Here is a 21105-nt window from a genome sequence, read left to right as displayed (position 1 = left end):
GCGGTGTCCTGGGACGAGTGGGAACAGCTGAAGACCGAACATCAGCCGGTCGGCATGGCGCTGAACAGTGTGCCCATGGGGACGGACGGGGATACGCCTCCGCGGACGCCGAGTTCGACGGGGGATCTCCGCGTCAAGAACGCGGACCTGACGAACACCGCGCACAAGGCCCATACGCTCTACGACAACCTGTGGGACAAGGCGCATACGCCCGTAACGACCAGCGACTCGGCCGCGACGGACCTCACCTCGCAGGGGTTCGCGCTGGGAGCCGCGCTGCCGACGGTGCCGAGCCGCTGGGACGAGCAGCTCTCCTCCCTGATGGACGCGTGCGCGCAGATCTCGAACCATTTGCAGGTCACCAAGAAGGTGCACGCCGGCGACGACTCGTACATCCAGCGGTAGATGAGCAGCATCTCCACTCTCGACGAGGGCTTCAGCAAGTAGGCAGTCAGGCAGTCAGGCCGGAACTCAGCTACGACGGGGATTCATCGATGGACTTCGACGCGGCCTACCACGCCAATTTCAGCAGACTCGACACTGCCGTCAGCGACTGGTCGACGCTGTTGACGCACCTCAAGGAGCTGGACCAGGAGGCCCGCAAGGGGCTCAAGGGTGCCGCGGACAAGGCCGACCGGCAGGGCGTGACCGCCCAGGTGACCCGGGAGTTCATCGGGAACACGGCCGGCGAGTTCGGCGACGCGCTCGATCAGTACGCCGAGTCGCAGTCTGCTGCCGACCCCGTAAAGAGGAAGTCACGCATTCGATGACGTACAAGACGCGCGGAACGGGAATCCTGCTGTCCGTGGCATCCATGGCCTGGGTGTTGTCGGGGTGCAGTGGGTCCGGCGGCGGTGACGGTGACGGGCCGGCCTCGTCGTCTCCTTCGTCCGCGCTCCCCTCATCACTCGCCTCGGCCGCCCGAGTCTGCAACGGGCTGTTCGAGAAGGCCGGAAGCTCCAGCCTGCAAGAGCTCCTTCAGGGCAAGGAGTTCAGTACTGATGTGGGGGGTGTGAAGGTCGAGTCCGTCGAGCAGGCGGCTGACGCGATGTCCGCCGAGACGGCCGACGACACGTCCGCACATCACTTGACGGCCCATCGCCTCTGCTCGACTCAGCGCGCGGACAGGAATCCGTCCCGGACCCTGCTGGTCTCAGCGGGCTGGTATCGCCTCAAGTCCGCTGATCTCCAGTGGCGGAGCGACGACGACTCCACGGTGTACGACCTGGCCGACAGTGGGCGTCAGACGTACGCCACTCCCTACGCCAACGCGACGGACACGTCGTCGATCGTGTACTTCCGGTGCCCGGTCGGTCTCGGGAAGAAGCATGACGTCGTGGCGCGCGTGACCGCCGAGACCGGCAGCACTCCCCCGGCCGACACCAAGGCCCGCCGCGAACAACTCACCCGGATCGGCGCGGCGGCGGCAGGGCAGTTGGCGAAGAGCATGGGGTGCACCGAGGAGAGCAGGCTGCCGGTGGCTCCGGACCTCAGCGGTGCCGTGCCGCGCTCATGAGCCAGGGCATTCCCCTGTTGCGGTCGGCAGTCGGGGCGGCGGCCGGGCTCCTGCTTCTTTCCGGCTGCTCGAACGACGAGCCCGCCGGAGACGCAAGGTCGTCCGCCGCCTCTGTCTCCACCGTGTGCGACGGTGCCTTCCGGGGCAATTGGGGTGCTTCAAGGAGAGCACGCTGCCGGTCACGCTGGGCACGCTTCAAGTCCGGCCGAGGCCGCAGTGGTGCGTGCACATGTGTGTCAGCAAGGGGAATTCGCGCCGGGGCCAGGCGCGCCCTCAGGGTGGGGCCGTGCCTCAATTCGTCGAGATTGTGGTGAATGTACTCCTCTTCGCGTTCGTGGCCGGAGTCTTCGTCACCGTCTTCCTGCTGACCCGCCACGGGCGAAAGAAGAATGACCGGGGGCGGGTCTTGTCGCCCGCCATCACACCACGGGTGAATTCCGCAGGTGTTCCTTTGTGTTCTTCGAACACCGCCATGTCAGCGGCGCCGCCACGCTGTTCACCTGGTACCGGGGCACCGTGCCCACACAGACCGATGACGGGAAGCTGGGGCCCGTCCCCACCTGGCCTGCGCGGGCCTTAGGGTGGAGGCATGGATCAACTGGTGGGCATTCTGGTGAAGGTGCTCCTTTTCGCGTTCGTCGCGGGCATCTTCGCCGTCGTCTTCGTCGTCTCCAGGCGCGGCCGTAAAGAACGTGAGCGCATCACGGCCGATTACGCCGATCTCGCCCGGATCGCCCCGGAGCGCGGCTGGTCTTACGCCCCGAGGGTGCGCGGCGAGATCGATCAGTACTGCGGAGCGCCCCCGTTCCCCGGTTCCGGCAGCAATCTGAGCGCCTGGCACTACACCACCGGTGAATTCCGCGGCCGCGCCTTCAAGTACTTCGAGTACCGGTACAACAACCCCATGTCCGGCGGTGAGGCCGCAGCCCGCAGGAACCTCATCATCGAGTCGGTCTTCATCATGGCGACACCCGGCACGGCGCCGGCCGTGGAAATCTTCCGGCCGGACATGCTGGACTCGGTGATGGATCGCCGCACAAGGGTTCAGCTCGGTGTATCCGAATTCGACGAGCGATTCCGGATCGCGTCCCAGGACGAGGGGTTTGCCAGAAGTGTCCTCAGCGGCGATCTCGTGCCTTTCCTGCTGTCGGACCCCCGTGCCGAGACGTCACGGATCGCACTGCGCGGCGACAAGGTGTTCACCTGGTACTCCGGCACCCTGTCGCCCGCGGCGGCCGAAGAGAAGCTCGGCTACCTCTGTGACGTACTGGACCGGATTCCGGCCCACGTCTGGACCTCTGCCTGACGGTGGACGTCAGGCGCCGGGCTCCTCGGCCTCGGCCGGCCGGACCGTCCTCAGGAAAGCCTTGAAATCTTCGATCACTTCGTCCAGCTGGCCGCGCTTCGCGGTGAGGATGAGTTCGATGAGCGCGCGCTTCGACGGATTCTTCACGTCCTCCATGCCGAGGTAGACCTGGCTCTGGCACAGCTCCACGGGCTCACCGTGCAAAGTGGTGGACAGGACCAGGTTCTGCACGATTCCGGGGGCGTCCGTCAGGCCGGGGATGTCCGGCGTCCCCACTTCGGCCTTCTTCAGCACGCGCACGGTCCCGGCCTGGGACAGCCGCGGCACCGACTCGTCGGCGATCTGCGACAGCGTGGCGCCGTCGTTGCGCATCTCTCCGGCGATGGTGATGTTCGCCGTGAATCCGCCGTCCACCGAGGCGGGGTGGAGCGCGACGAACGCGACGCCCGGCGCTCCCACCTCGTCCGGCGGTGCGGCCTGCCAGCCGTCGGGCAGCGAAAAGGAGATCTTGATCGGCAACGTCGTCGCCATGGTGGATCACAATCCTTCGATGAACGTTGTCGTGGGCTAGAAGACGGAGTCCCAGGTGTCCCCCACCCAGTCGGCGGCATCCTCGACCGAGTCGACCACCTTGCCGGGGTCGACCGTGACGTCGAAGGACACCTTGCCCCCGAGTCCCAGGCCCACACCCACATCACCGCCGATGGTGAACTTGCCGTCCTTCATGCCCAGGTCGGCATGGGCGGACGCGCCCACACCGGCCCAGGCCTCGCCGGTCACACCGGCGCCGACACCGCCGACGTCGCCGGAGACGGTACCGGTGGCCTTGGCCCCGGCGAACGCCTCCGCTCCGGCATGGACGCCGTCCTTGCCGACCGAGACGTTCGCGTTGGCGTCGGCACCGACGAACGCCTTGCCTTCGGCCTGCGCGGCGACGATGCCGTACTCGGCACTGCCCTTCGCGGAGGCCTGTGCCAAGTATGCGGTTCCCGAAGCGCCGGCCTGGAACTGACCGTTGACGACGCCGAGGTTGGCACTGCCGTCGACACCGAGCGTCGACAGACCCATGCCGCCCTTCAGGTCGACGCCCCCCACCGTGCCCGACTTCGAGGTGCCGACCGACCAGACGTCGGCGTTTCCCTGCCACTCGGCGATCTTGATGGTCTTGTCGGTCTTGGAGCCCGCCGTGGTCGGGTCCGCCGGGTCGCCGCCGTCCGGCTCGGCCGACTTGTCCCTGATGAACCAGTTGCCGTCGGCGTCCTTGCCCCACTCCTTGTTCTGGTTCCAGGGGCTCTCGTCCGTGACCAGGGACCTCTGCTTCTCCCACTGCCAGTAGTTCTGGCTGGTCTTGCCCACGGAGTGGTCAGCGGCCCACTGCTTGCTCTCGACCCAGTCCTTGGCCTGCGCAAGCCACTTGGGGCTGCCCTTCCCGTCGCCGGCGAGCTCCCCGAGCTTCTTCGCCAGCGTGCCGGCCTCGGTCTTCAGCTGCTTCTTCGCGGCTTCCAGGACCTGCTCCGCGCCCTCATGGTCCCCGCCGTCCCACTTGGTGATGGCGGTCTGGGCCTGCTGCTGGGCCCAGTGCAGAGTGGTGGAGTACGAGGTGATCGCCTTCGCCGCGTCCGACATGGCGTCCGCGGCGAGGTACCAGTTGCTCTTCTCCTTGGCGAGCGTGGGCCAGAACGCGTCGCTGGCCTGGCCCTTCCAGCCGGGGATCTTCAGGTCGCGCAGACCGTTCCCGACACCGTCGAACTTGGTGGACCAGCCGTTGAGCGTGGTGGAGACCTGTCCCAGCTTCTCGACATCGCCCGGAACGAGATCCTTGGGGTCGTGCGTCCACCCCAGCCTGTTGCCGCCCATGGTTACGCGTCCCCCGCCTCTAACCCAGGTCCGTCTTCACCGAATTGACCGCGTCACGGATCGCCTGGTCCGTCGCGTCGAGATCCTTGTCGGCCGAGTTCAGGCCGCTCGCCAGTTCCGCCGCACAGTCGTTCAGGAACCCGGCGCCCATCTCCCAGGTGGCGCAGAACGTGGACAGCGCCTTGGCCGCGTCCTCGTCACCGAGATCGTCGCCTGCCTTGCCCGGCTCTTCCAGGTCGACCTTTTTCACCGGCTCAAGGACTTCAAGAAGGTCACCCGCACCCTTTTTCAAGGTCTGCGGCCCCACTCCGAGATCGACTCCCACGGCGAATCCCCCGCTCCCACTCTCTTCAACTCGACTTCACCGGCGCCGCACCATCAGAACGGCGCCGAGCCCGGGAACGCTATCACCGCGTGCGCACCCGGAATCCTTCTCTCACTCGCCTTTCACGAATCGGCCGTCAACCCTGTACGGGGGCGTGCCGATTGAGGGTGAGTCACTTCGCCGGAGAGGCCGTTTCGTCGGCCTTGATGTCGAAGTTGATGTTCTTTCCGCTGACCGACGTCACCTTGACCGTGATGCCCAGCGTGCTGCCGTCGTCCGCCGTGAGCGTGCAGCGGGTGGTCGTGCCGACCTTGCCGGTGAGGTCCTCGGGGCACGTGACGTCGGGCTTCGCCCGGCCGGTCGTGGCTGCGAGCTTCTCGGCGACCGTGTCGCCGAGCTTGCCCTTGGAGATCTTGGGGTCGGTGCTGCCCACGCTCACCGAGCCCGAGCAACCCGCGAGGAACGCTCCGGCGGTGACGGCCGCGAGGCTCCAAGTGACTGCGGACATACGGGTATTGCGCATGGGGGGTCCCTTCCGGGGAATTGGTTCACATGCAGTGGTTCACATGCAGTGGTTCACATGCAGTGGTTCACATGCAGTGGTTCACATGCAGTGGGGGTGCAAAAGCTTACTGGCCGCAAACGGCGCGTATCCCGCCCGTCGCACGGCCGTGATCGACCCCGCCCATTACTCCCCGGAACCTTTGAGCGACCCCCCGAAAATCTTCACTTCATCGCCGAGAGTTCGGGCAATCCCGGCCCCGCCTTTGTAGAAAGGTGATCGAAAGGTTGCGCAACGGGGTCACGCCTCGCCCCGGACCCGCCCGCTGCGCCGCCGGGCGTCCCGGACCGCCACGGCCGTGCCCGCCAGGCCGACCACCAGCACGACCGCGCCCACGGCCGCGTACGTGGCCATCCGGGAGTTGCGCTCGTCGGCGGTCTCGCCGAAGTGGAGCCCGGGGACCGCGGGGGCCTCGGCCTGCGGGCCCGCGGCCTCGGGGCTGGGCGACTCGATCGGGTGGTCGTCCTTGGTGAGGGCCGCCACCGGGTCGACGACGCCCCAGCCGACGAAGTCGTCCTTGCCGGGCGCCGAGCGCTCCGCGGTCTGCTCGATCTGGGCGACGATCTGGGCGGCGGACCAGTCGCCGTGCTTCTCCTTCAGCAGGGCCGCCACCGCGGCCACGTACGGGGCGGAGAAGCTGGTGCCGTTGTCGGAGCACTGGCCGCCCTGCGGGACGGTGGAGACCATGTCGACGCCGGGCGCCGCGACCCCGACCCAGTCGCCGGCCTGGGAGAAGGCGGCGCGTTCGTTGTTGCGGTCGGAGGCGGCCACGGCGAGGACGCCCTCGTACGACGCCGGGTAGGTGCGGCCCGCCTTGCCGCCCATGCCGTCGTTGCCCGCGGAGGCCACGACCACGATGCCCTTCGCCAGGGCCTCGTCGACCGCGCGCTGCAGATCGGGGTCGGGCTTCGCCGCGTTGGACGTGTCCTGCGAGATGTTGATGACGTCGGCGCGCACCGCGATGGCGTGCCGGATCGCCAGGGCCAGGGTGGCGGCGGTGCCGGTGCCCTCCGCGTCGTTCTGCTTGATCGGGATGATCTTGGCGTCGGGGGCGAGACCGCGGAACCCGGTGTCCTTGCCCTTGCGCGCGGCGATGATGCCGGCGACCCGGGTGCCGTGGCCGACGGTGTCCGTGGTGCCGGACGCGTTGCCCCACTCCTGGTTCGCCTCGCCCTTGATCTTCCTGGGCAGGAGGTTCTTGCCGTCCTTCGCGTCCACGGCCGACTTGAGCTGCGGGTTGTTGACGGCCACACCGGTGTCGATGACGGCGACCTTGACGTTCTTGCCGGTCGCCTCCTGCCACAGCTCATCCAGGTTCACCCGCTGGAGCGACCAGGGGTTCCCCTTGTACGTGGTCTTGCCGAACTCGCACTGGTCCGCCGCGGCCGCCTCGGGCGCGGGCAGCAGGAACGTGGTGGTCACCGTCGCCGCCGCCGTCAGGGCCGTCGCCGCGGTCACGAGCGACGCCGCCCGGGACAGCGCCCCGAGCCGCCCCGGAAGGCGCCAGGGACGACGTCGTGTGTGCGTCAAGTGCTGTGCCTGTCGCATGAGTTGATCCCGTCTCCCGTGCCCGTACGCCTAGGAACCCTGCGGCTGGCGGGCCGCGCCGGTGGACAGGACCGGGCCGGTGGGCAGGAGCTTGGACCACTCGATCGGGATGTCGGTCGCCTTCGTCTTCGCGTACCCGAGCCGGGTCTGGGCGATCCTCGACTGCTGCAGGAGGTCCTTCTGGATGTCCTTCTGCGAGGCGTCGACCCCCGTGCCCTTGGCGTCGCCGTCGCTGTTGGACTGCAGCGCGTACCGCAGACCGGTGTCGGTGACGAGGAAGACGCCGCCGGAGGTGTCGGTGCCCTGGACCTGACGGAAGAGCTGGCCGGAGCCGGGGGTGACGTAGGTGCTGGAGGAGCCGGTGGCGAGGGCGACCGGGAAGTCGTTGCCCGCCCAGGTGCTGAGCGTCGTGGCGTTCCCGTCGCCGACGCCGCGCAGGGTGTTGCAGATGACGTTGCGGCCGTCGGTCACCGTCGGCGACGCGTTGTTGACCGTCTTCGCCTGGTGCTCGGGCCACTTCTTGTCACCCGCGAACGGCGTGCCGTCGGTGACGATCTGGCCGAGGGCCACCTTCTGGGCCTCACTGGTCGAGTTGACCGCCGACAGGGTCGGGCTCGCCAGCAGCAGCTGCGCCGTGAACGGGGTGACCGACGCGATGCGGTCCGCCAGGACCACGTAGTACTGCACCTCGCGCGTGGCGCTCTCCGTGACGAGGACCTTGCCCACCTTGTTGTCCGCCGCGCTCAGCGAACCGTTGTTGCGGGACGCGGCGCCGGGGGTGTCGGTGAAGGCCGGGAAGGCGATCGGGCTGCTGCCGCCGTGCAGGGTCGCCAGCCAGGCGTCGGAGACCTTCTCCGGGGTCTTGCCGTAGGCGTTGAGCGCGCGCAGCAACTGCTGCTTCTCGGCGGGGCTCTTGGCGGACAGCTCGTACTTGCTGCCGCTCGCGTCGACGATGTACTCGGTCTTCTGCTTGTCGTCGGAGACGACGTACATCAGCTCGCCGCCACCGAGCCGGTTCGTGTTGTCGGCCTTCGCGCGGTCGTTCTTGCCGAGCACGAACGTCGCCTGCTGGACCTCGCCGCCGCTGGTGGGGCGCTGGCAGACCATCCAGCGCTTCTCCGCCCCGGCCTCCTCCGCGGAGGGCAGGCGGTCGGGGGCGTAGGGGATGCCGACCGTGACGCCGTGCGGGATCTTGCCGCTGTCGAGCACCGACTCCTCGACGGTCATCACGCTGTCCTGGCGGTTGTCGGCGAGCAGGAGCTTCGCGGACGCCATGTTGAGGACCGGGTGGAGCTGGGCCTGCTTCTTCTTGCCCGTCTCCATGATCACGTAGCGGGTGGTGGACTTGCTCGCCACGATGACGTTCTGGTACGGCTCCTTCCAGCCCGGTGCCGCCGCGGGGGAGAACATGCCGATCGCGCCGAAGACGGCGAGGATCACCACGCCGAGGATCGTGCCCGGAAGGACCGCGCGCAGCGGCTTGGGAGCGCCTTCCTCGGAGCCCGAAGGAGAGGGCTGCAGAAAGGACGCCAGCGTGCGCCGCTTCGCGAAGGTGTAGGCGTTGAGTTCGTCCCGCCGTGATGCCATCTGTGTCCGCTCTCTCCCCGTGCGGAGCCGTGGGGGCGAATTCCCCCGTCTTCAGTGGGCCGACCATCCGCTCGCGGCTTCCGGCTGCGTCGCCTCGGCTGCCGTGGCTGTCAGACCCGGCCCCTACTATGCCTGTTACGACGTTGTGCGTGTGGCACGGGTAGGGTGCTGAGGCCTTCCAAGGGGCCGCTCGGGCCCTTTCAAGGAGCCTTTGCGCATGGGATTTCGGGAGAGTTCGGGGGGTTTGGAGTGATGGCTTCCGCAGCGCGGACTCGATCGCGGACGCAATCGAGGTCACGATCGGGTGACCGTTCTCAGCCGGTATCCCCGCCCCCTTCACACATGCCACACAATCCTGCACGGAATTCCCGTACGCCGGGCAGCGGGAATGGGGCAGCGCCTTTCAGTGGTCCGGTCACTCCGCATTTGAAGTCGCGTTCCGGCCGCGGTGGTTCCTTCGCCGTCCAGCGCCTGGTGATGATCGAGCTGGCGGCGGCCCTGGTGGTCGTCGGCTGGGTGATCGGCACGGTCGCGCTGATGGCCACGGGCGCGGTCGCCGCGATCCTGCTGGTGCTCGCCCTGGTACGTCGCCGGGGGCGCTCCCTGCCGCAGTGGCTGGGCAGCGTGCTCGCGCTGCGCACCCGCAGACGCCAGGCGGCGAGCACGCCGGTGCCGCCGGGCACCGAGCCGGGGCTCGCGCCCGCCGTGGAGTGCGACCCGAGCCTGCGCACCTACAGCCACAACCGCGGGGACGACCGCGACCAGCGCCCCATCGGCATGGTCGGCGACGGCGGCTTCATGACCGCGGTGCTCCAGGTCGAGTCGGACGCCACCGCGCTGCGCGCCGAGCGCAGCCGCAGGCCGCTGCCGATCGCCCTGGTGCGCGACGCGCTCGCGGTGGACGACATCCGCCTGGAGTCGGCGCAGGTCGTGCTGCACACGCAGCCCGCGCCCGCGCTGCACCTGCCGCAGCAGTCGGTGGCGGTGAGCAACTACGCGCCGTTGCAGGCGCAGACGGGCTCGCCCGCCGTCCGCATCACCTGGATCGCCCTGAAGCTCGACCCCGAGCTGTGCCCGGAGGCCGTCGCGGCCCGCGGCGGCGGCGTGGTCGGCGCGCAGAAGTGCCTGGCGCGCGTCGCCGAGCACCTCTCCAGCCGGCTGACCGGCGCCGGGTTCCGGGCCAGCGTGCTCTCCGAGGAGGAGCTGGTCTCCGCCGTCGCCACGTCCGCGTGCGCCAACCCGATGGTGACCGCGCAGGCCGGCCGGAGCGAGGCGCCGCAGCGCCGCACCGAGGAGTCCAGCCGCAGCTGGCGCTGCGACAACCGCAGACACACCACGTACTGGGTGCGCCGCTGGCCCCAACTGGGCGCCGCCACCATCCAGTTGCCCCAGCTGATCGCCCAGCTGACGTCGGTACCCGCGCTCGCGACGACGTTCAGCCTGACCCTGGCCCCCGGCGACCAGCAGGACGTGACGATGACCGGCCACATGCGCATCACCGGCCGCAGCGACACCGAACTGACCACGGCGCGGCGCGACTTGGAGCGCGCCGCCCGGCAGGTGCGCACCAACCTGGTCCGGCTCGACCGCGAACAACTGCCCGGCGTTCTCGCCACCCTGCCGCTCGGAGGTGCCCGCTGATGGCCGTCATGAATCAGCTTCCCGAGCTGGGCGAGCGGCTGCGCACCGGCTTCGGCCTGCTCGGCCCGCGCCACCAGCGCCACTCGCTGCCCCCGGAGCAGCTCGACGCGCTGACGCTGCCGATCGGGGACGACGGCGTGGTCGTCGGCGTGGACGCCGAGGGGCAGCCCGCGGTCATGGGCATCAACCGCCCGACCCCGTACGACATCGTGCTCATCGGCGGTCTGTGGACGGCGCAGGTGCTCGCGCTGCGCGCCGCCGCGACCGGCGCGCGGGTCGCCGTGGAGACCGGACGCGCGCAGCACTGGGCGCAGTTGGTGCAGGCGGTCGGCGGCGGACAGTCCGGCATGACCGTGCACGACGTGGGGCGGGTGCCGCCGCAGGGCGCGTCCGCGGGCGGGCCCGTGCTCGTCATCCGCGACTGCGGCATGCGTCCGCCGCGCGGCCGGGTCGCTTCCGCGCCCTGGCAGTCGGTGCTCACCCTGCTCCCCTACCTGAGCCCGGTCGCGCCGCGCCTCATGCGACAGGCCCGGCTGGTCGGCGTGCAGCGGGTGTCGCCGGACGAGGCCACCGAGATCGGCCGCGTGATAGGGCTGCCGCGCGGCGAGTACGAGTCGCTGCCGACGCTCGCCGACGGCGTGACCCTGTGGTGCACCGACCGGGATCGGCAGTACGTGATGACGCAGGCGACCGACGCGGAGAACGGGTTGCTGGGCACGGCCCGGCGCATGGACTGAGCCGTCCCGCCGGGGCCGTGCCGCCAAGTTCGGGTGACCTTCCGCGAATCCGCCCACAAGTCGGGCATTTCACCGGCGGGCGCTGCCCTTTCAGCGCTGTCCTTCGTCACGTTTTGGTGTACGTCTCCCAGGACGTGACGCGTCGGACAGGGCTGAGGAGCGGGCGGGCCTGCCGTGCATCTGGTTTTCGTGATTAGGCTGGGACAGTACGTGCCGCGTGTACCCGTGTGCGGGTGGCGCGTACGCCAGGGGGCCAGGGGGACGGCCCGCAGAGCGACGACACAGACCACGCATTCGGTCGCCCCCAAGCACGGCACGCGGGTGCTCGACCAACCAGGAGGCATTGTGAACAGCGATCGGGACGGTATCCACGGGGGCTGGGATTCACCCGTCGATGATCAGTCCGACGCGGAGTCCAGTGTCGAGCTGACAGGCGAGTTCACCATCGACTACGCCCCTCCGGCCTGGTACACGCAGAACGCGACGGAGAACGGCAGCCCGACGAGTGCGCCCACGCCGCCTCCGCCGCCGGCGCCCGCGCCCACCCCCGCGCCGGCGCCCGCGCCCGCGCCGAGCGCCGCCAACGGGGACCTGGAGAGCGGTGCCACCATGCGCTTCTCCGCGTCCTCTCTCAAGCGGGAGTTCGAGGAGCTGGCCGCGCTCGGCGAGCCCAAGCCCGCGGAGCCGCAGCCCGCCGAGCCGCAGCCCGCGGAGCCCGAGAAGGGCCCGGAGCAGAGCGCCGACGAGGAGCCCTCCGCCCCGGAGCAGACGCCGCAGTCCTGGGTCGACACGCACCGGGTGAGCGTGGACATCGACACGTCCGGTACGTCGGTGGAGCCGTCCGCGTCCGGCACGGCCGCGGACGGCTCCGCCGACGCCGGGGACACCGAAGCCCCGGCCGCCGACACCGGCACCGACGGTGACGCCGACTCCGGCAGCGACTTCCCGCTCGCCGCGGCCGCGAGCGCCACCGACGCGGCGGACGACGCCGCGGAGGCCGCGAACGCCGCAGCCGCCGTCACCGCTGCCGCCGCTGTTACCGCTGCCGCCGCCGAGGGCCCGGCCGACGCGGGCGACGCCGGTACCCCGGCCCCCGAGGCCCCGGTCGCCGACGCCCCGGCCGCCCCCGCGGTCCCGGCTCCCCCCGCCCCCGACGGCGTACAGAGCGCTCCCGCGGGCTGGACTCCCCCGCCCGCGCCGGAAGGTGGCGTTCCGCCGCTGCCGCCCGCGTTCCAGCCGGCCGCGCCGCCGACCGCCCCGCAGTGGACCGACCCCGCCGCGGCCGGCCAGCAGCCGCCCGCACCGCAGCCCCCGGCCCAGCCGATGCCCCAGCCGGTCCAGCCGGCCGCGGCGCAGCCCGCCCCGGCCGACCCGAACGCCTGGCCCGCACAGCCTCCGGCCCCGGTTCCGGCGCCCGCCCCGGCCCCACAGCCGCAGGGTGGTTACGGCTTCCCGCAGCCCGGCCCGCCCGCGCCCGCGCAGCCGATGCCGCAGCCCCCGGCCCAGCCGATGCCCAACTCGCCTGCCCCGCAGGGTGGTTACGGCTTCCCGCAGCCGCCGACCCCGCAGGCCGGTTACGGCTTCCCGCAGCCCGGCCAGCCCGGCCAGCCGGGTCAGCCCGGTCAGCCGATGCAGCAGGGCCAGCCCCAGCCTCCGGCGCAGCCGCAGCCGCAGCCCGGCTACGGCTTCCCGCACCCTCAGCAGGCCGCCGTCCCCGGTCAGCCGCTCCCGCCGCAGGCCGGGCAGCCCCAGCCGCAGCCCCCGGTCCAGCCGCAGCCCCCGGCCCCGGCCGCGCCCGGCGACCCCAACGCCCAGCCCCCGCAGGGCTATCCGGCGAACCCGGCGGATCCGCGCACCGGTGCCGCCTGGCCCCAGCCGATGCAGCACGACCAGCGCCAGCCCACGAACGTCGGCGGCGCTCCGCTCGGCTACACGGCGGCCGTCGAGCTCTCCGCCGACCGGCTGCTGAACAACAAGCGGCAGAAGGCGAAGAGCAAGGGCCCCGGCGCCCAGGGCAGCCGCTTCAAGCTCGGCGGCAAGAAGGAGGAGCAGGAGCGCCAGCGCAAGCTGGACCTGATCCGCACCCCGGTGCTCTCCTGCTACCGGATCGCCGTGATCAGCCTCAAGGGCGGCGTCGGCAAGACGACGACCACCACGGCGCTCGGCTCCACCCTCGCCAGCGAGCGGCAGGACAAGATCCTCGCGATCGACGCCAACCCGGACGCGGGCACGCTCGGCCGCCGGGTGCGCCGCGAGACCGGCGCGACCATCCGTGACCTGGTGCAGTCGATCCCGCACCTGAACTCGTACATGGACATCAGGCGGTTCACCTCGCAGGCCCCGTCCGGCCTGGAGATCATCGCCAACGACGTGGACCCGGCCGTCTCGACGACGTTCAACGACGAGGACTACCGCCGTGCGATCGACGTGCTCGGCCGTCAGTACCCGATCATCCTGACCGACTCCGGTACGGGTCTGCTGTACTCCGCGATGCGCGGAGTGCTCGACCTCGCCGACCAGTTGATCATCATCTCGACCCCGTCGGTCGACGGTGCGTCCAGCGCCAGCACCACGCTCGACTGGCTGTCGGCGCACGGGTACGCGGACCTGGTCTCGCGTTCCATCACGGTCATCTCCGGAGTCCGCGAGACCGGCAAGATGATCAAGGTGGACGACATCGTCAGCCACTTCGAGACGCGTTGCCGCGGTGTCGTCGTCGTGCCGTTCGACGAGCACCTGGCGGCCGGCGCCGAGGTCGACCTCGACATGATGCGGCCCAAGGTGCGCGAGGCGTACTTCAACCTCTCCGCGATGGTCGCCGAGGACTTCGCGCGGGCCCAGCAGCAGCAGGGCCTGTGGACGCAGATGGACGGCTCGCACCCGCCGGTCGCGGCCCCTCCGATGCCCGGCCAGCAGGGCTACCCGCAGCAGCAGCCGTACCCGGGCCAGCCGGGCGCGCCCGCGCCCTACCCGCAGCAGGGCGTGCCCCCGCAGGCCCCGCAGCCCCCGTACCCCGGCCAGCAGGGGCAGCCCGGGCAGCCGGGACAGCCCGGCCCGCAGCCGGGCTGGCAGGTCCCGCCACCCCCGCCGCAGGCCCAGCAGGGCCAGCCGGGGCAGCAACCCGGCCAGCCCCAGCAGCCGGCCCCGATGCCTCCGCAGCAGCAGGGTCCGCCGGCGGCCTGGCAGCAGCCGCAGCCCCCGCAGCAGTAACAACCCGAGTACGAAAGGGAGTCCGGGCAACGATTTGCTCAACTTCCCGAGAGGCCTGCACCGTTCATCGGTGCGGGCCTTTCACGTACATCACGCGGATAAGTCCGTTACGGCGCCATGCGCTGGCCTGCAAAGCATCAGAGGTCTCAACCAATGTGCGTGAAATGCGGGTCAACTCGTTATTTCCGCAGGCCACATGGGGTTCACCTGCCGTTGACGTGCGTCAACAGGCGCTGATAAACACTCACTTCATTCCCCTGCTGCGACAGCCCGACGCGAGGTGTCCGTTCCATGGCCACGAAAGCTCAGCAAGATCAGCAACACAGAACCCACCGCCACGGGATGCGGATCCTCCTGGCATCCGGCGCCGCGGCGTTCGGCCTCACGGCTGCGCTCGCCACGCCTCTGAACCCGGCTCCCCACGAGGCGAAGGCCGCCGACGACGGCGGCAAGAAGGTCCTCACCGTCGCCCTCGCGCAGAGCGTCGACTCGCTGAGCCCGTTCCTGGCGACGCGCCTGGTCAGCACCAGCATCCACCGGCTGATGTACGAGTACCTGACCAACTACGACCCGAAGGACAACCACGTCGTCCCGGGCTTCGCCACCAAGTGGGAGCCGTCGTCGGACAAGTTGACGTGGACGTACACCATCCGGGGCGACTCGAAGTGGTCGGACGGGCAGAAGGCGACGGCGCACGACGCGGCCTTCACGTTCAACAAGATGATGACGGACGACGCGGCGGCCACCGCCAATGGTTCGTTCGTCACCAACTTCGACAAGGTCACCGCGCCCAGCGACACCAAGCTGGTCATCAAGCTGAAGAAGCCGCAGGCGACGATGACCTCGCTCGACGTCCCGATCGTGCCCGAGCACGTGTGGAAGGACGTCAAGGACTACTCGAAGTTCAACAACGACAAGACCTTCCCGATCGTCGGCAACGGCCCGTTCGTTCTCACGGACTACAAGACCGACCAGTACGTGAAGCTGAAGCGGAACCCGGACTTCTGGCGGAAGTCGGACAAGCCGCAGTTCGACGAGATCGTCTTCAAGACGTACAAGGACCAGGACGCCGCGGTCGCCGCCCTGCGCAAGGGTGAGGTCTCCTTCGTCGCCGGTTCCCCCGCCCTCACCCCCGCCCAGGCGGCGTCCCTCAAGGGCGAGAAGAACATCAAGGTGAACGAGGGCCCGGGCCGCCGCTTCTACGCGATCGCCACCAACCCGGGCGCCCGCACCAAGGACGGCAAGAAGTTCGGCGACGGCAACCCGGCGCTGCTCGACCAGAAGTTCCGCCAGGCGCTGTTCCGCTCGGTCGACACCAAGACCATCGTCGACAAGGTCTTCCAGGGCCACGCCGTGCAGGGCGAGGGGTACATCCCGCCGCGCTTCAAGGACTACTTCTGGACGCCGTCGGACAGCCAGAAGCTGGCCTACGACCCGGACGCCGCGGGCAAGCTGCTCGACGACGCCGGCTACAAGCTCAAGGACGGCAAGCGCGTCGGCAAGGACGGCAAGCCGATCAACCTGCGCATCCTGTGCCACGCCACCGACCCGAACGACAAGGCGGTCGGCAAGTACCTCAAGGAGTGGTGGGGCAAGATCGGCATCGGCCTGAAGGTCGACTGCCTCGACGACGTCTCGGTGCCCTGGTACGCGGGTGAGTACGACCTCGCCTTCGACGGCTGGTCGGTCAACCCGGACCCGGACTTCGTGCTCGGCATCCACACCTGCGCCGCCCTGCCCACGAAGGCCAAGGAGAGCGCCGCGACGGACAACTTCATCTGCGACAAGAAGTTCGACGACCTGTACGCGAAGCAGCTCGCCGAGTACGACCCGGCCAAGCGGGCGGACTACGTCAAGCAGATGGAGTCGTGGCTGTACGACTCCGGGTACATGAACGTCATGGCGTACCCGAACGCCGTCGAGGCCTACCGCACCGACCAGATCAAGTCCATCGAGACGATGCCGACCGCCGCGGGCAACATCTACGGCCAGGACGGCTACTGGAGCTGGTGGTCGGCCGAGCCGGTCTCCTCCTCCGACAGCGGCGACTCGGGTTCGTCCAGCTCCACCGGCGTAGTGATCGGCATTGTGATCGCCGCTCTGGTGGTCATCGGTGGCGGTGTCCTCATCACCAGGCGCCGCCGCTCGACCGCCGACGAGCGCGAGTGACCCGCGAGGGACGAACGAACGAACCATGACAGCTGACAGCAGTCCCGCGCTCGTGCAGCCCGCGGACGGTCCCGACAGCGACCCGGCCACCCCGGCCGGGACGCTGTCGGCCGCCCGCGGCCCCCGGGCCCGCAACACGACCGAATACCTCAAGTACGCGGCGGCGAAGATCGTGGGGGCTGCCGTCTCCCTCTTCGCCGTCCTCGTCACCAGCTTCTTCCTCTTCCGCCTCATCCCGAGCGACCCGGTCAAGCAGATGACCGGCGGCCGCAAGGTGTCCACCGAGCAACTCGCCAATCTGCGCCACCAGTACGGCCTCGACCAGCCGATGTGGAAGCAGTTCACGAGTTACGTCGGGGACGCGCTGACCGGCGACTTCGGGATCTCGTTCCAGTACCACGCGCCCGTCATCGACAAGATCACGGCCGCGCTGCCCGCGACGCTGCTGCTCACGGGTACGGCGTACGTGCTCTACTCGGCGCTCGGCATCTGGCTGGGCACCCGCACGGCGTGGCGCAACGGGTCGCGCAGCGACCGCTTCAACACCGCGTTCGCGCTGACCCTCTACTCGGTCCCGTCGTTCTGGCTGGGCCTGCTCCTCATCATCGTCTTCTCCGTCGGCATCGGCCCGATCCCGGGCATCTTCCCGACCGGCGGCCTGGAATCGGGCGGCGAGACCGGATTCGCGTACATCCTCGATGTCGCGCACCATCTGGTCCTTCCGGTGATCACGCTCGTCGCGGTCGGCTACGCGCAGACGCTGCTCGTCATGCGCTCCTCGCTCCTCGACGAGATGGGCAGCGACTATCTGACGACGGCCCGCGCCAAGGGCCTGCGCGACGACATGGTGCGCCGCAGGCACGCGGTGCCGAACGCGATGTTGCCGACGTTCACGCTGATGTTCGTGAACCTGGGGCACGTGGTGGCCGGGCAGATCCTCGTCGAGACGGTCTTCTCCTGGCCGGGCCTGGGCGGCCTGTTCTACCAGGCGCTCTCGGTGCCCGACCTGCCGCTCGTCCAGGGCCTGTTCTTCGTCTTCGCGACCGCCGTGATCCTGGCGAACACCCTCGCCGACATCCTGTATCCGCTGCTCGACCCGAGGGTGGGCCGATGACGACGACCACGCCGACCACGCCGACCGCCGCGAGCCCCCGGGCTCTGTCCCGCGCCCGCAAGCGCCAGTCGCTGGCCCGCTTCTGGACCTCGTACCGCTCCCACAAGAGCGGGCTGTGGGGTCTGGGCCTGCTCGTCCTGATCGCGCTGATCGCCGTCCTCGCGCCGGTCCTGGTCGGTTCGGACGCGCAGTCCGTGACCGACGCCAAGGGCAGCCCGCTGGAGGGGCCGAGCGGTGACTTCCCGCTGGGCACCGACCAGTTCGGGCGCAGTGTGCTGGCGCTGCTGGTGTACGGGGCGCGCATCTCGCTCACCGTGGGGCTGCTCGCCGCGTTCCTGTGCGTGGCGATCGGCACCGTCGTCGGGATCGTGGCCGGGCACTTCCACGGCTGGTACTCGACGGTCCTGATGCGGATCACCGACTGGTTCCTGGTGATGCCGACGCTGGTCCTCGCGATCGCCCTCGCGACCGTGATGGACCGCTCCATGTGGACCGTCATCATCGCGATCGGTGTGACGACGTGGCCGACCACGGCCCGTCTGGTGCGCGCGCAGACCCTCGCGGTCGAGTCCCGCCCGTACATCGAGCGGGCCAGGGCGCTGGGCGGCGGCCACGGCCACATCATGGTGCGGCACGTGCTGCCGAACGTGATGCCGCTGGTCCTCGCCCAGACCACGATGATCATCTCCTCGGCGATCCTCACCGAGGCGACCCTCGCCTTCCTTGGCCTGTCCGACCCGACGGTCACCTCGTGGGGCGGCATGCTGCAGGACGCGCGCGAGGCGGGCGCGGTCAGCGCGGGCGACTGGTGGTACCTGGCACCGCCCGGTATCGCGATCGCCGTCGTGGCCCTGTCCTTCACGCTGTGCGGCCGCGCGGTCGAATCCGTCCTCAACCCGAAGCTGGGGGTGCGGTCGTGACGCTTCTCGAAGTACGCGATCTCGAAGTGACGTACGCGGGCGGGGCGCAGGCCGTGCGCGGGGTGAACCTCACTCTGGAGGCGGGCCAGAAGCTCGGTGTCGCGGGCGAGTCCGGCTGCGGCAAGTCGACGCTCGCGCTCGCGCTGCTGCGGCTGCTGCCCGTGGGCACGAAGGTCACCGGCGAGATCCTGCTGAACGGCGAGGACGTCCTGAAGATGAAGTGGGGCCAGGTCCGCGCGGTGCGCTGGGCCGGCGCCTCCATCGTCTTCCAGGGCGCCATGCACTCGCTGAACGCGGTGCACCGCATCGGCGACCAGATCGCCGAGCCGATCCTGCTGCACAAGAAGGCGACGCAGGAGGGCGCGAAGAAGAAGGTCGCCGAACTCCTGGAGCACGTGGGTCTTCCCGCGGCGCGCGCGGCCGCGTATCCGCACGAGCTCTCCGGTGGCCAGCGTCAGCGCGTGATGATCGCGATGGCGCTCGCCTGCGACCCGGAACTGATCATCGCGGACGAGCCGACCACCGCGCTCGACGTGATGATCCAGGCCCAGATCCTGCGCCTGATCGAGCAGTTGGTGGCGGAGCAGGGCCTCGGCCTCGTCATGATCAGCCACGACCTGGCGGTGCTCTCCGACACCTGTGACCGGCTCGCGGTGATGTACGCGGGCCGCGTGGTGGAGGAGGGCCCGTCGCAGCAGGTGTACGAGAACGCGCTGCACCCGTACGCCAAGGCGCTCTCGGCCGCGTTCCCGACCATCGGCGACCCGGCGTCCCGGTTCGCGCCGCGCGGGCTGCCCGGCGACCCGCCGGACCCGTCGGCGCTGCCGTCCGGCTGTACGTTCCATCCGCGCTGCCCGGCCGCGCTCGACGTCTGCGCGAGCGAGGACCAGGTGCTGCGCGCCGGGGGCGAGGGCCGGCGGGCGGCCTGTGTGCACGTGAGTCCAACTGGCGTCCCGGCACAGGGCGTCGAGGCAGGGAGCAAGACCCGATGAGTGAAACGCTCGAGAAGAGTGGGGCGCGCGAGAAGCCCGAGACCCCGCCCCTGCTGAGCGCCGACCGCCTTCAGGTGACGTTCCCCGGCCGGCGCGGCGCCGCCCCGGCACGGGCCGTGGACGGGGTCGACCTCGACATCGCGCCGGGCGAGATCGTGGCCCTGGTCGGCGAGTCGGGGTGCGGCAAGACGAGTCTCGCGCGCACCCTGCTCGGCCTGGAGAAACCGACGTCGGGCCGGGTCACGTTCGCGGGCGAGCCGCTGAACTACGCCTCGCGCGCGCTCAAGGCGTACCGCAAGCGCGTCCAGCTGGTCCTCCAGGACCCGAGCGGCTCGCTCAACCCGCGGCACACGGTGTACGACGCCGTGGCGGAGGGGCTGCGTATCCACGGGCACACGGGGGACGAGCGGGAGGCGGTCGCAAGTGCCCTGTCCCGCGCGGGACTCCGCCCGCCGGAGCGGTTCTTCCTGCGCTATCCGCACGAGCTGTCGGGCGGCCAGCGCCAGCGTGTCGTCATCGCGGGCGCGCTGGTCCTGGAGCCCGAACTGATCGTGGCGGACGAGCCGGTGGCGTCGCTGGACGCGTCCGTGCGCGGCGAGATCCTCGCCCTGATCCTGAAGCTGCGCACGGAACTGGGCCTGTCGGCGCTGGTGGTCACCCACGACCTGGGTCTCGCCTGGAACATCGCGGACCGCGTGGCGGTGATGTATCTGGGCCGGATCGTGGAGACGGGCAAGGTGGAGGACGTCCTGACGGCACCTCAGCACCCGTACACGCAGGCCCTGTTGTCGGTCCTTCCGGAGGCTCCCGGCGATCCGGTGGTGCTGAAGGGCGAGGCGCCCGACCCGTCGCGGATCCCGGGCGGCTGCCGCTTCCACGCGCGCTGCCAGGTCCTGGCGAGCGGCGAGGCGGAGCGGGCCGGAGTCGCCGGCAAGTGCCGCACCGAGGACCTGCCGGTTCTCACGGGCGGCGACGCGGCGCAGGTGGCGTGCCACTGGGCGGCGGCGAAGGTCGCGGCCGGGCAGTGACCGGGGGGCTCGGCTCCGCGGAGCCGAGCCCGTCCCCCTGCTTCAGCTGTACATACCGGGGACGTAGTCACCCGCGGGCTGCTGGGTCATCACGTTGAACCGGTTGAAGGTGTTGATCATGGCGATGCACGCGACGAGCGCGCCGAGCTGCTCCTCGTCGTAGTGCTTGGCGGCCCGCGCCCACACCTCGTCGGAGACACCGGCGCTGTCGGCGATCCGGGTGCCGGCCTCGGCCAGCTCCAGGGCGGCCTTCTCGGCGTCGGTGAAGACCTTGGCCTCGCGCCAGGCGGCGACCAGGGCGAGCCGTACCGAGGTCTCCCCGGCGGCCTCGGCGTCCTTGACGTGCATGTCGAGGCAGCCCGCGCAGCCGTTGATCTGGCTGGCGCGGATCTTGACCAGCTCCAGCGTCGCCGCCGGCACACCGGTGTCCTCGGCGGCCCGGCCGGCCGCGACGACGTGCTTGATGACCTTGCCGAGGGCCGGGTTGGTGAAGAGGTTCAGACGGGGTTCCATGACGGGCTCCTTCGTGCGCCGTAAAAGTGAGGACACCTCTACGACGGGACGGCCCGCGGGTATGTGACACCCGCACCCGT

Annotated in this window: 19 protein-coding genes; 12 read left to right on the top strand and 7 right to left on the bottom strand. The window is 70.1% G+C overall.

The annotated features are described in order from the left end of the window. Positions 1 to 3: 3 nt before the first annotated feature. The 4 genes from J3486_RS32960 to J3486_RS32945 all read left to right on the top strand — a co-directional run bounded on the left by J3486_RS32960 (position 4) and on the right by J3486_RS32945 (position 2822). Positions 4 to 405, top strand: coding sequence for a hypothetical protein (locus J3486_RS32960; protein WP_374194796.1), 402 nt, complete (start codon positions 4 to 6; stop codon positions 403 to 405). Between the two features lie 89 nt (positions 406 to 494). After that, positions 495 to 770 carry a hypothetical protein gene (locus tag J3486_RS32955; protein ID WP_207827050.1) on the top strand — a complete coding sequence of 92 codons (276 nt, stop codon included), beginning with the start codon at positions 495 to 497 and terminating at the stop codon, positions 768 to 770. After that, entirely contained in the window at positions 767 to 1516 is a 750-nt protein-coding gene (locus J3486_RS32950; protein WP_207827048.1) for a hypothetical protein, read from the top strand. The genes J3486_RS32955 and J3486_RS32950 overlap by 4 nt, the downstream gene beginning before the upstream one ends. 589 nt (positions 1517 to 2105) lie before the next feature. Beyond that, complete coding sequence (locus J3486_RS32945; RefSeq protein WP_207827045.1) at positions 2106 to 2822, top strand: hypothetical protein; 717 nt, start codon at positions 2106 to 2108, stop codon at positions 2820 to 2822. A 9-nt stretch (positions 2823 to 2831) separates the two neighbouring features. Here the strand turns inward: J3486_RS32945 and J3486_RS32940 are convergent, their stop codons facing one another. The 6 genes from J3486_RS32940 to eccB all read right to left on the bottom strand — a co-directional run bounded on the left by J3486_RS32940 (position 2832) and on the right by eccB (position 8701). Further along, positions 2832 to 3353, bottom strand: coding sequence for a hypothetical protein (locus J3486_RS32940; RefSeq protein ID WP_207827044.1), 522 nt, complete (start codon positions 3351 to 3353; stop codon positions 2832 to 2834). 36 nt (positions 3354 to 3389) lie between these two features. Further along, a complete protein-coding gene (locus J3486_RS32935; RefSeq protein WP_207827041.1) occupies positions 3390 to 4679 on the bottom strand; it encodes a putative T7SS-secreted protein in 1290 nt (429 codons plus the stop codon). A gap of 19 nt (positions 4680 to 4698) precedes the next feature. Continuing rightward, positions 4699 to 4986 (bottom strand): hypothetical protein, encoded by a 288-nt coding sequence (locus tag J3486_RS32930; protein WP_207827039.1) that lies wholly within the window; start codon positions 4984 to 4986, stop codon positions 4699 to 4701. 190 nt (positions 4987 to 5176) lie between these two features. Further along, on the bottom strand, positions 5177 to 5512 hold the full coding sequence (locus J3486_RS32925) for a DUF4333 domain-containing protein (protein WP_374194795.1): 336 nt from the start codon (positions 5510 to 5512) through the stop codon (positions 5177 to 5179). Between the two features lie 294 nt (positions 5513 to 5806). Continuing rightward, positions 5807 to 7024, bottom strand: coding sequence for a type VII secretion-associated serine protease mycosin (mycP, locus tag J3486_RS32920; RefSeq protein WP_374194799.1), 1218 nt, complete (start codon positions 7022 to 7024; stop codon positions 5807 to 5809). Positions 7025 to 7144: 120 nt separating this feature from the next. Continuing rightward, complete coding sequence (gene eccB / locus J3486_RS32915) at positions 7145 to 8701, bottom strand: type VII secretion protein EccB (protein ID WP_207827033.1); 1557 nt, start codon at positions 8699 to 8701, stop codon at positions 7145 to 7147. A gap of 252 nt (positions 8702 to 8953) precedes the next feature. Between eccB and eccE the strand changes: the two genes are divergently transcribed. The 8 genes from eccE (at position 8954) to J3486_RS32875 (ending at position 20512) form a co-directional block, all read left to right on the top strand. Further along, the gene (gene eccE, locus J3486_RS32910) at positions 8954 to 10342 is read left to right on the top strand and encodes a type VII secretion protein EccE (RefSeq protein ID WP_267878255.1); all 1389 of its coding nucleotides are present in this window, start codon (positions 8954 to 8956) and stop codon (positions 10340 to 10342) included. After that, positions 10342 to 11079: a hypothetical protein gene (locus tag J3486_RS32905; RefSeq protein WP_207827029.1), complete on the top strand. Its 738-nt coding sequence runs from the start codon at positions 10342 to 10344 to the stop codon at positions 11077 to 11079. The genes eccE and J3486_RS32905 overlap by 1 nt, the downstream gene beginning before the upstream one ends. Before the next feature lie 345 nt (positions 11080 to 11424). Then, positions 11425 to 14289: an SCO5717 family growth-regulating ATPase gene (locus tag J3486_RS32900; protein ID WP_207827027.1), complete on the top strand. Its 2865-nt coding sequence runs from the start codon at positions 11425 to 11427 to the stop codon at positions 14287 to 14289. A 342-nt stretch (positions 14290 to 14631) separates the two neighbouring features. Next, on the top strand, positions 14632 to 16458 hold the full coding sequence (locus J3486_RS32895; RefSeq protein ID WP_207827025.1) for an ABC transporter substrate-binding protein: 1827 nt from the start codon (positions 14632 to 14634) through the stop codon (positions 16456 to 16458). 25 nt (positions 16459 to 16483) lie between these two features. Beyond that, positions 16484 to 17572: an ABC transporter permease gene (locus J3486_RS32890; RefSeq protein WP_207827023.1), complete on the top strand. Its 1089-nt coding sequence runs from the start codon at positions 16484 to 16486 to the stop codon at positions 17570 to 17572. Further along, positions 17569 to 18492 carry an ABC transporter permease gene (locus J3486_RS32885; RefSeq protein WP_207827021.1) on the top strand — a complete coding sequence of 308 codons (924 nt, stop codon included), beginning with the start codon at positions 17569 to 17571 and terminating at the stop codon, positions 18490 to 18492. The genes J3486_RS32890 and J3486_RS32885 overlap by 4 nt, the downstream gene beginning before the upstream one ends. Continuing rightward, positions 18489 to 19484: an ABC transporter ATP-binding protein gene (locus J3486_RS32880; RefSeq protein ID WP_207827020.1), complete on the top strand. Its 996-nt coding sequence runs from the start codon at positions 18489 to 18491 to the stop codon at positions 19482 to 19484. The genes J3486_RS32885 and J3486_RS32880 overlap by 4 nt, the downstream gene beginning before the upstream one ends. Then, entirely contained in the window at positions 19481 to 20512 is a 1032-nt protein-coding gene (locus J3486_RS32875) for an ABC transporter ATP-binding protein (RefSeq protein ID WP_207827018.1), read from the top strand. Before J3486_RS32880 ends, J3486_RS32875 begins: the two co-directional genes overlap by 4 nt. Before the next feature lie 42 nt (positions 20513 to 20554). Here the strand turns inward: J3486_RS32875 and J3486_RS32870 are convergent, their stop codons facing one another. Further along, positions 20555 to 21025 (bottom strand): carboxymuconolactone decarboxylase family protein, encoded by a 471-nt coding sequence (locus tag J3486_RS32870; RefSeq protein ID WP_207827015.1) that lies wholly within the window; start codon positions 21023 to 21025, stop codon positions 20555 to 20557. Between the last annotated feature and the right edge of the window lie 80 nt (positions 21026 to 21105).

Origin of the sequence: Streptomyces sp. VRA16 Mangrove soil, assembly GCF_017377775.1 — a bacterium.
GTDB lineage: Bacteria > Actinomycetota > Actinomycetes > Streptomycetales > Streptomycetaceae > Streptomyces.
Note: the sequence above shows the minus strand (reverse complement) of the source record. Positions and strands in the feature narration are given on the sequence as shown.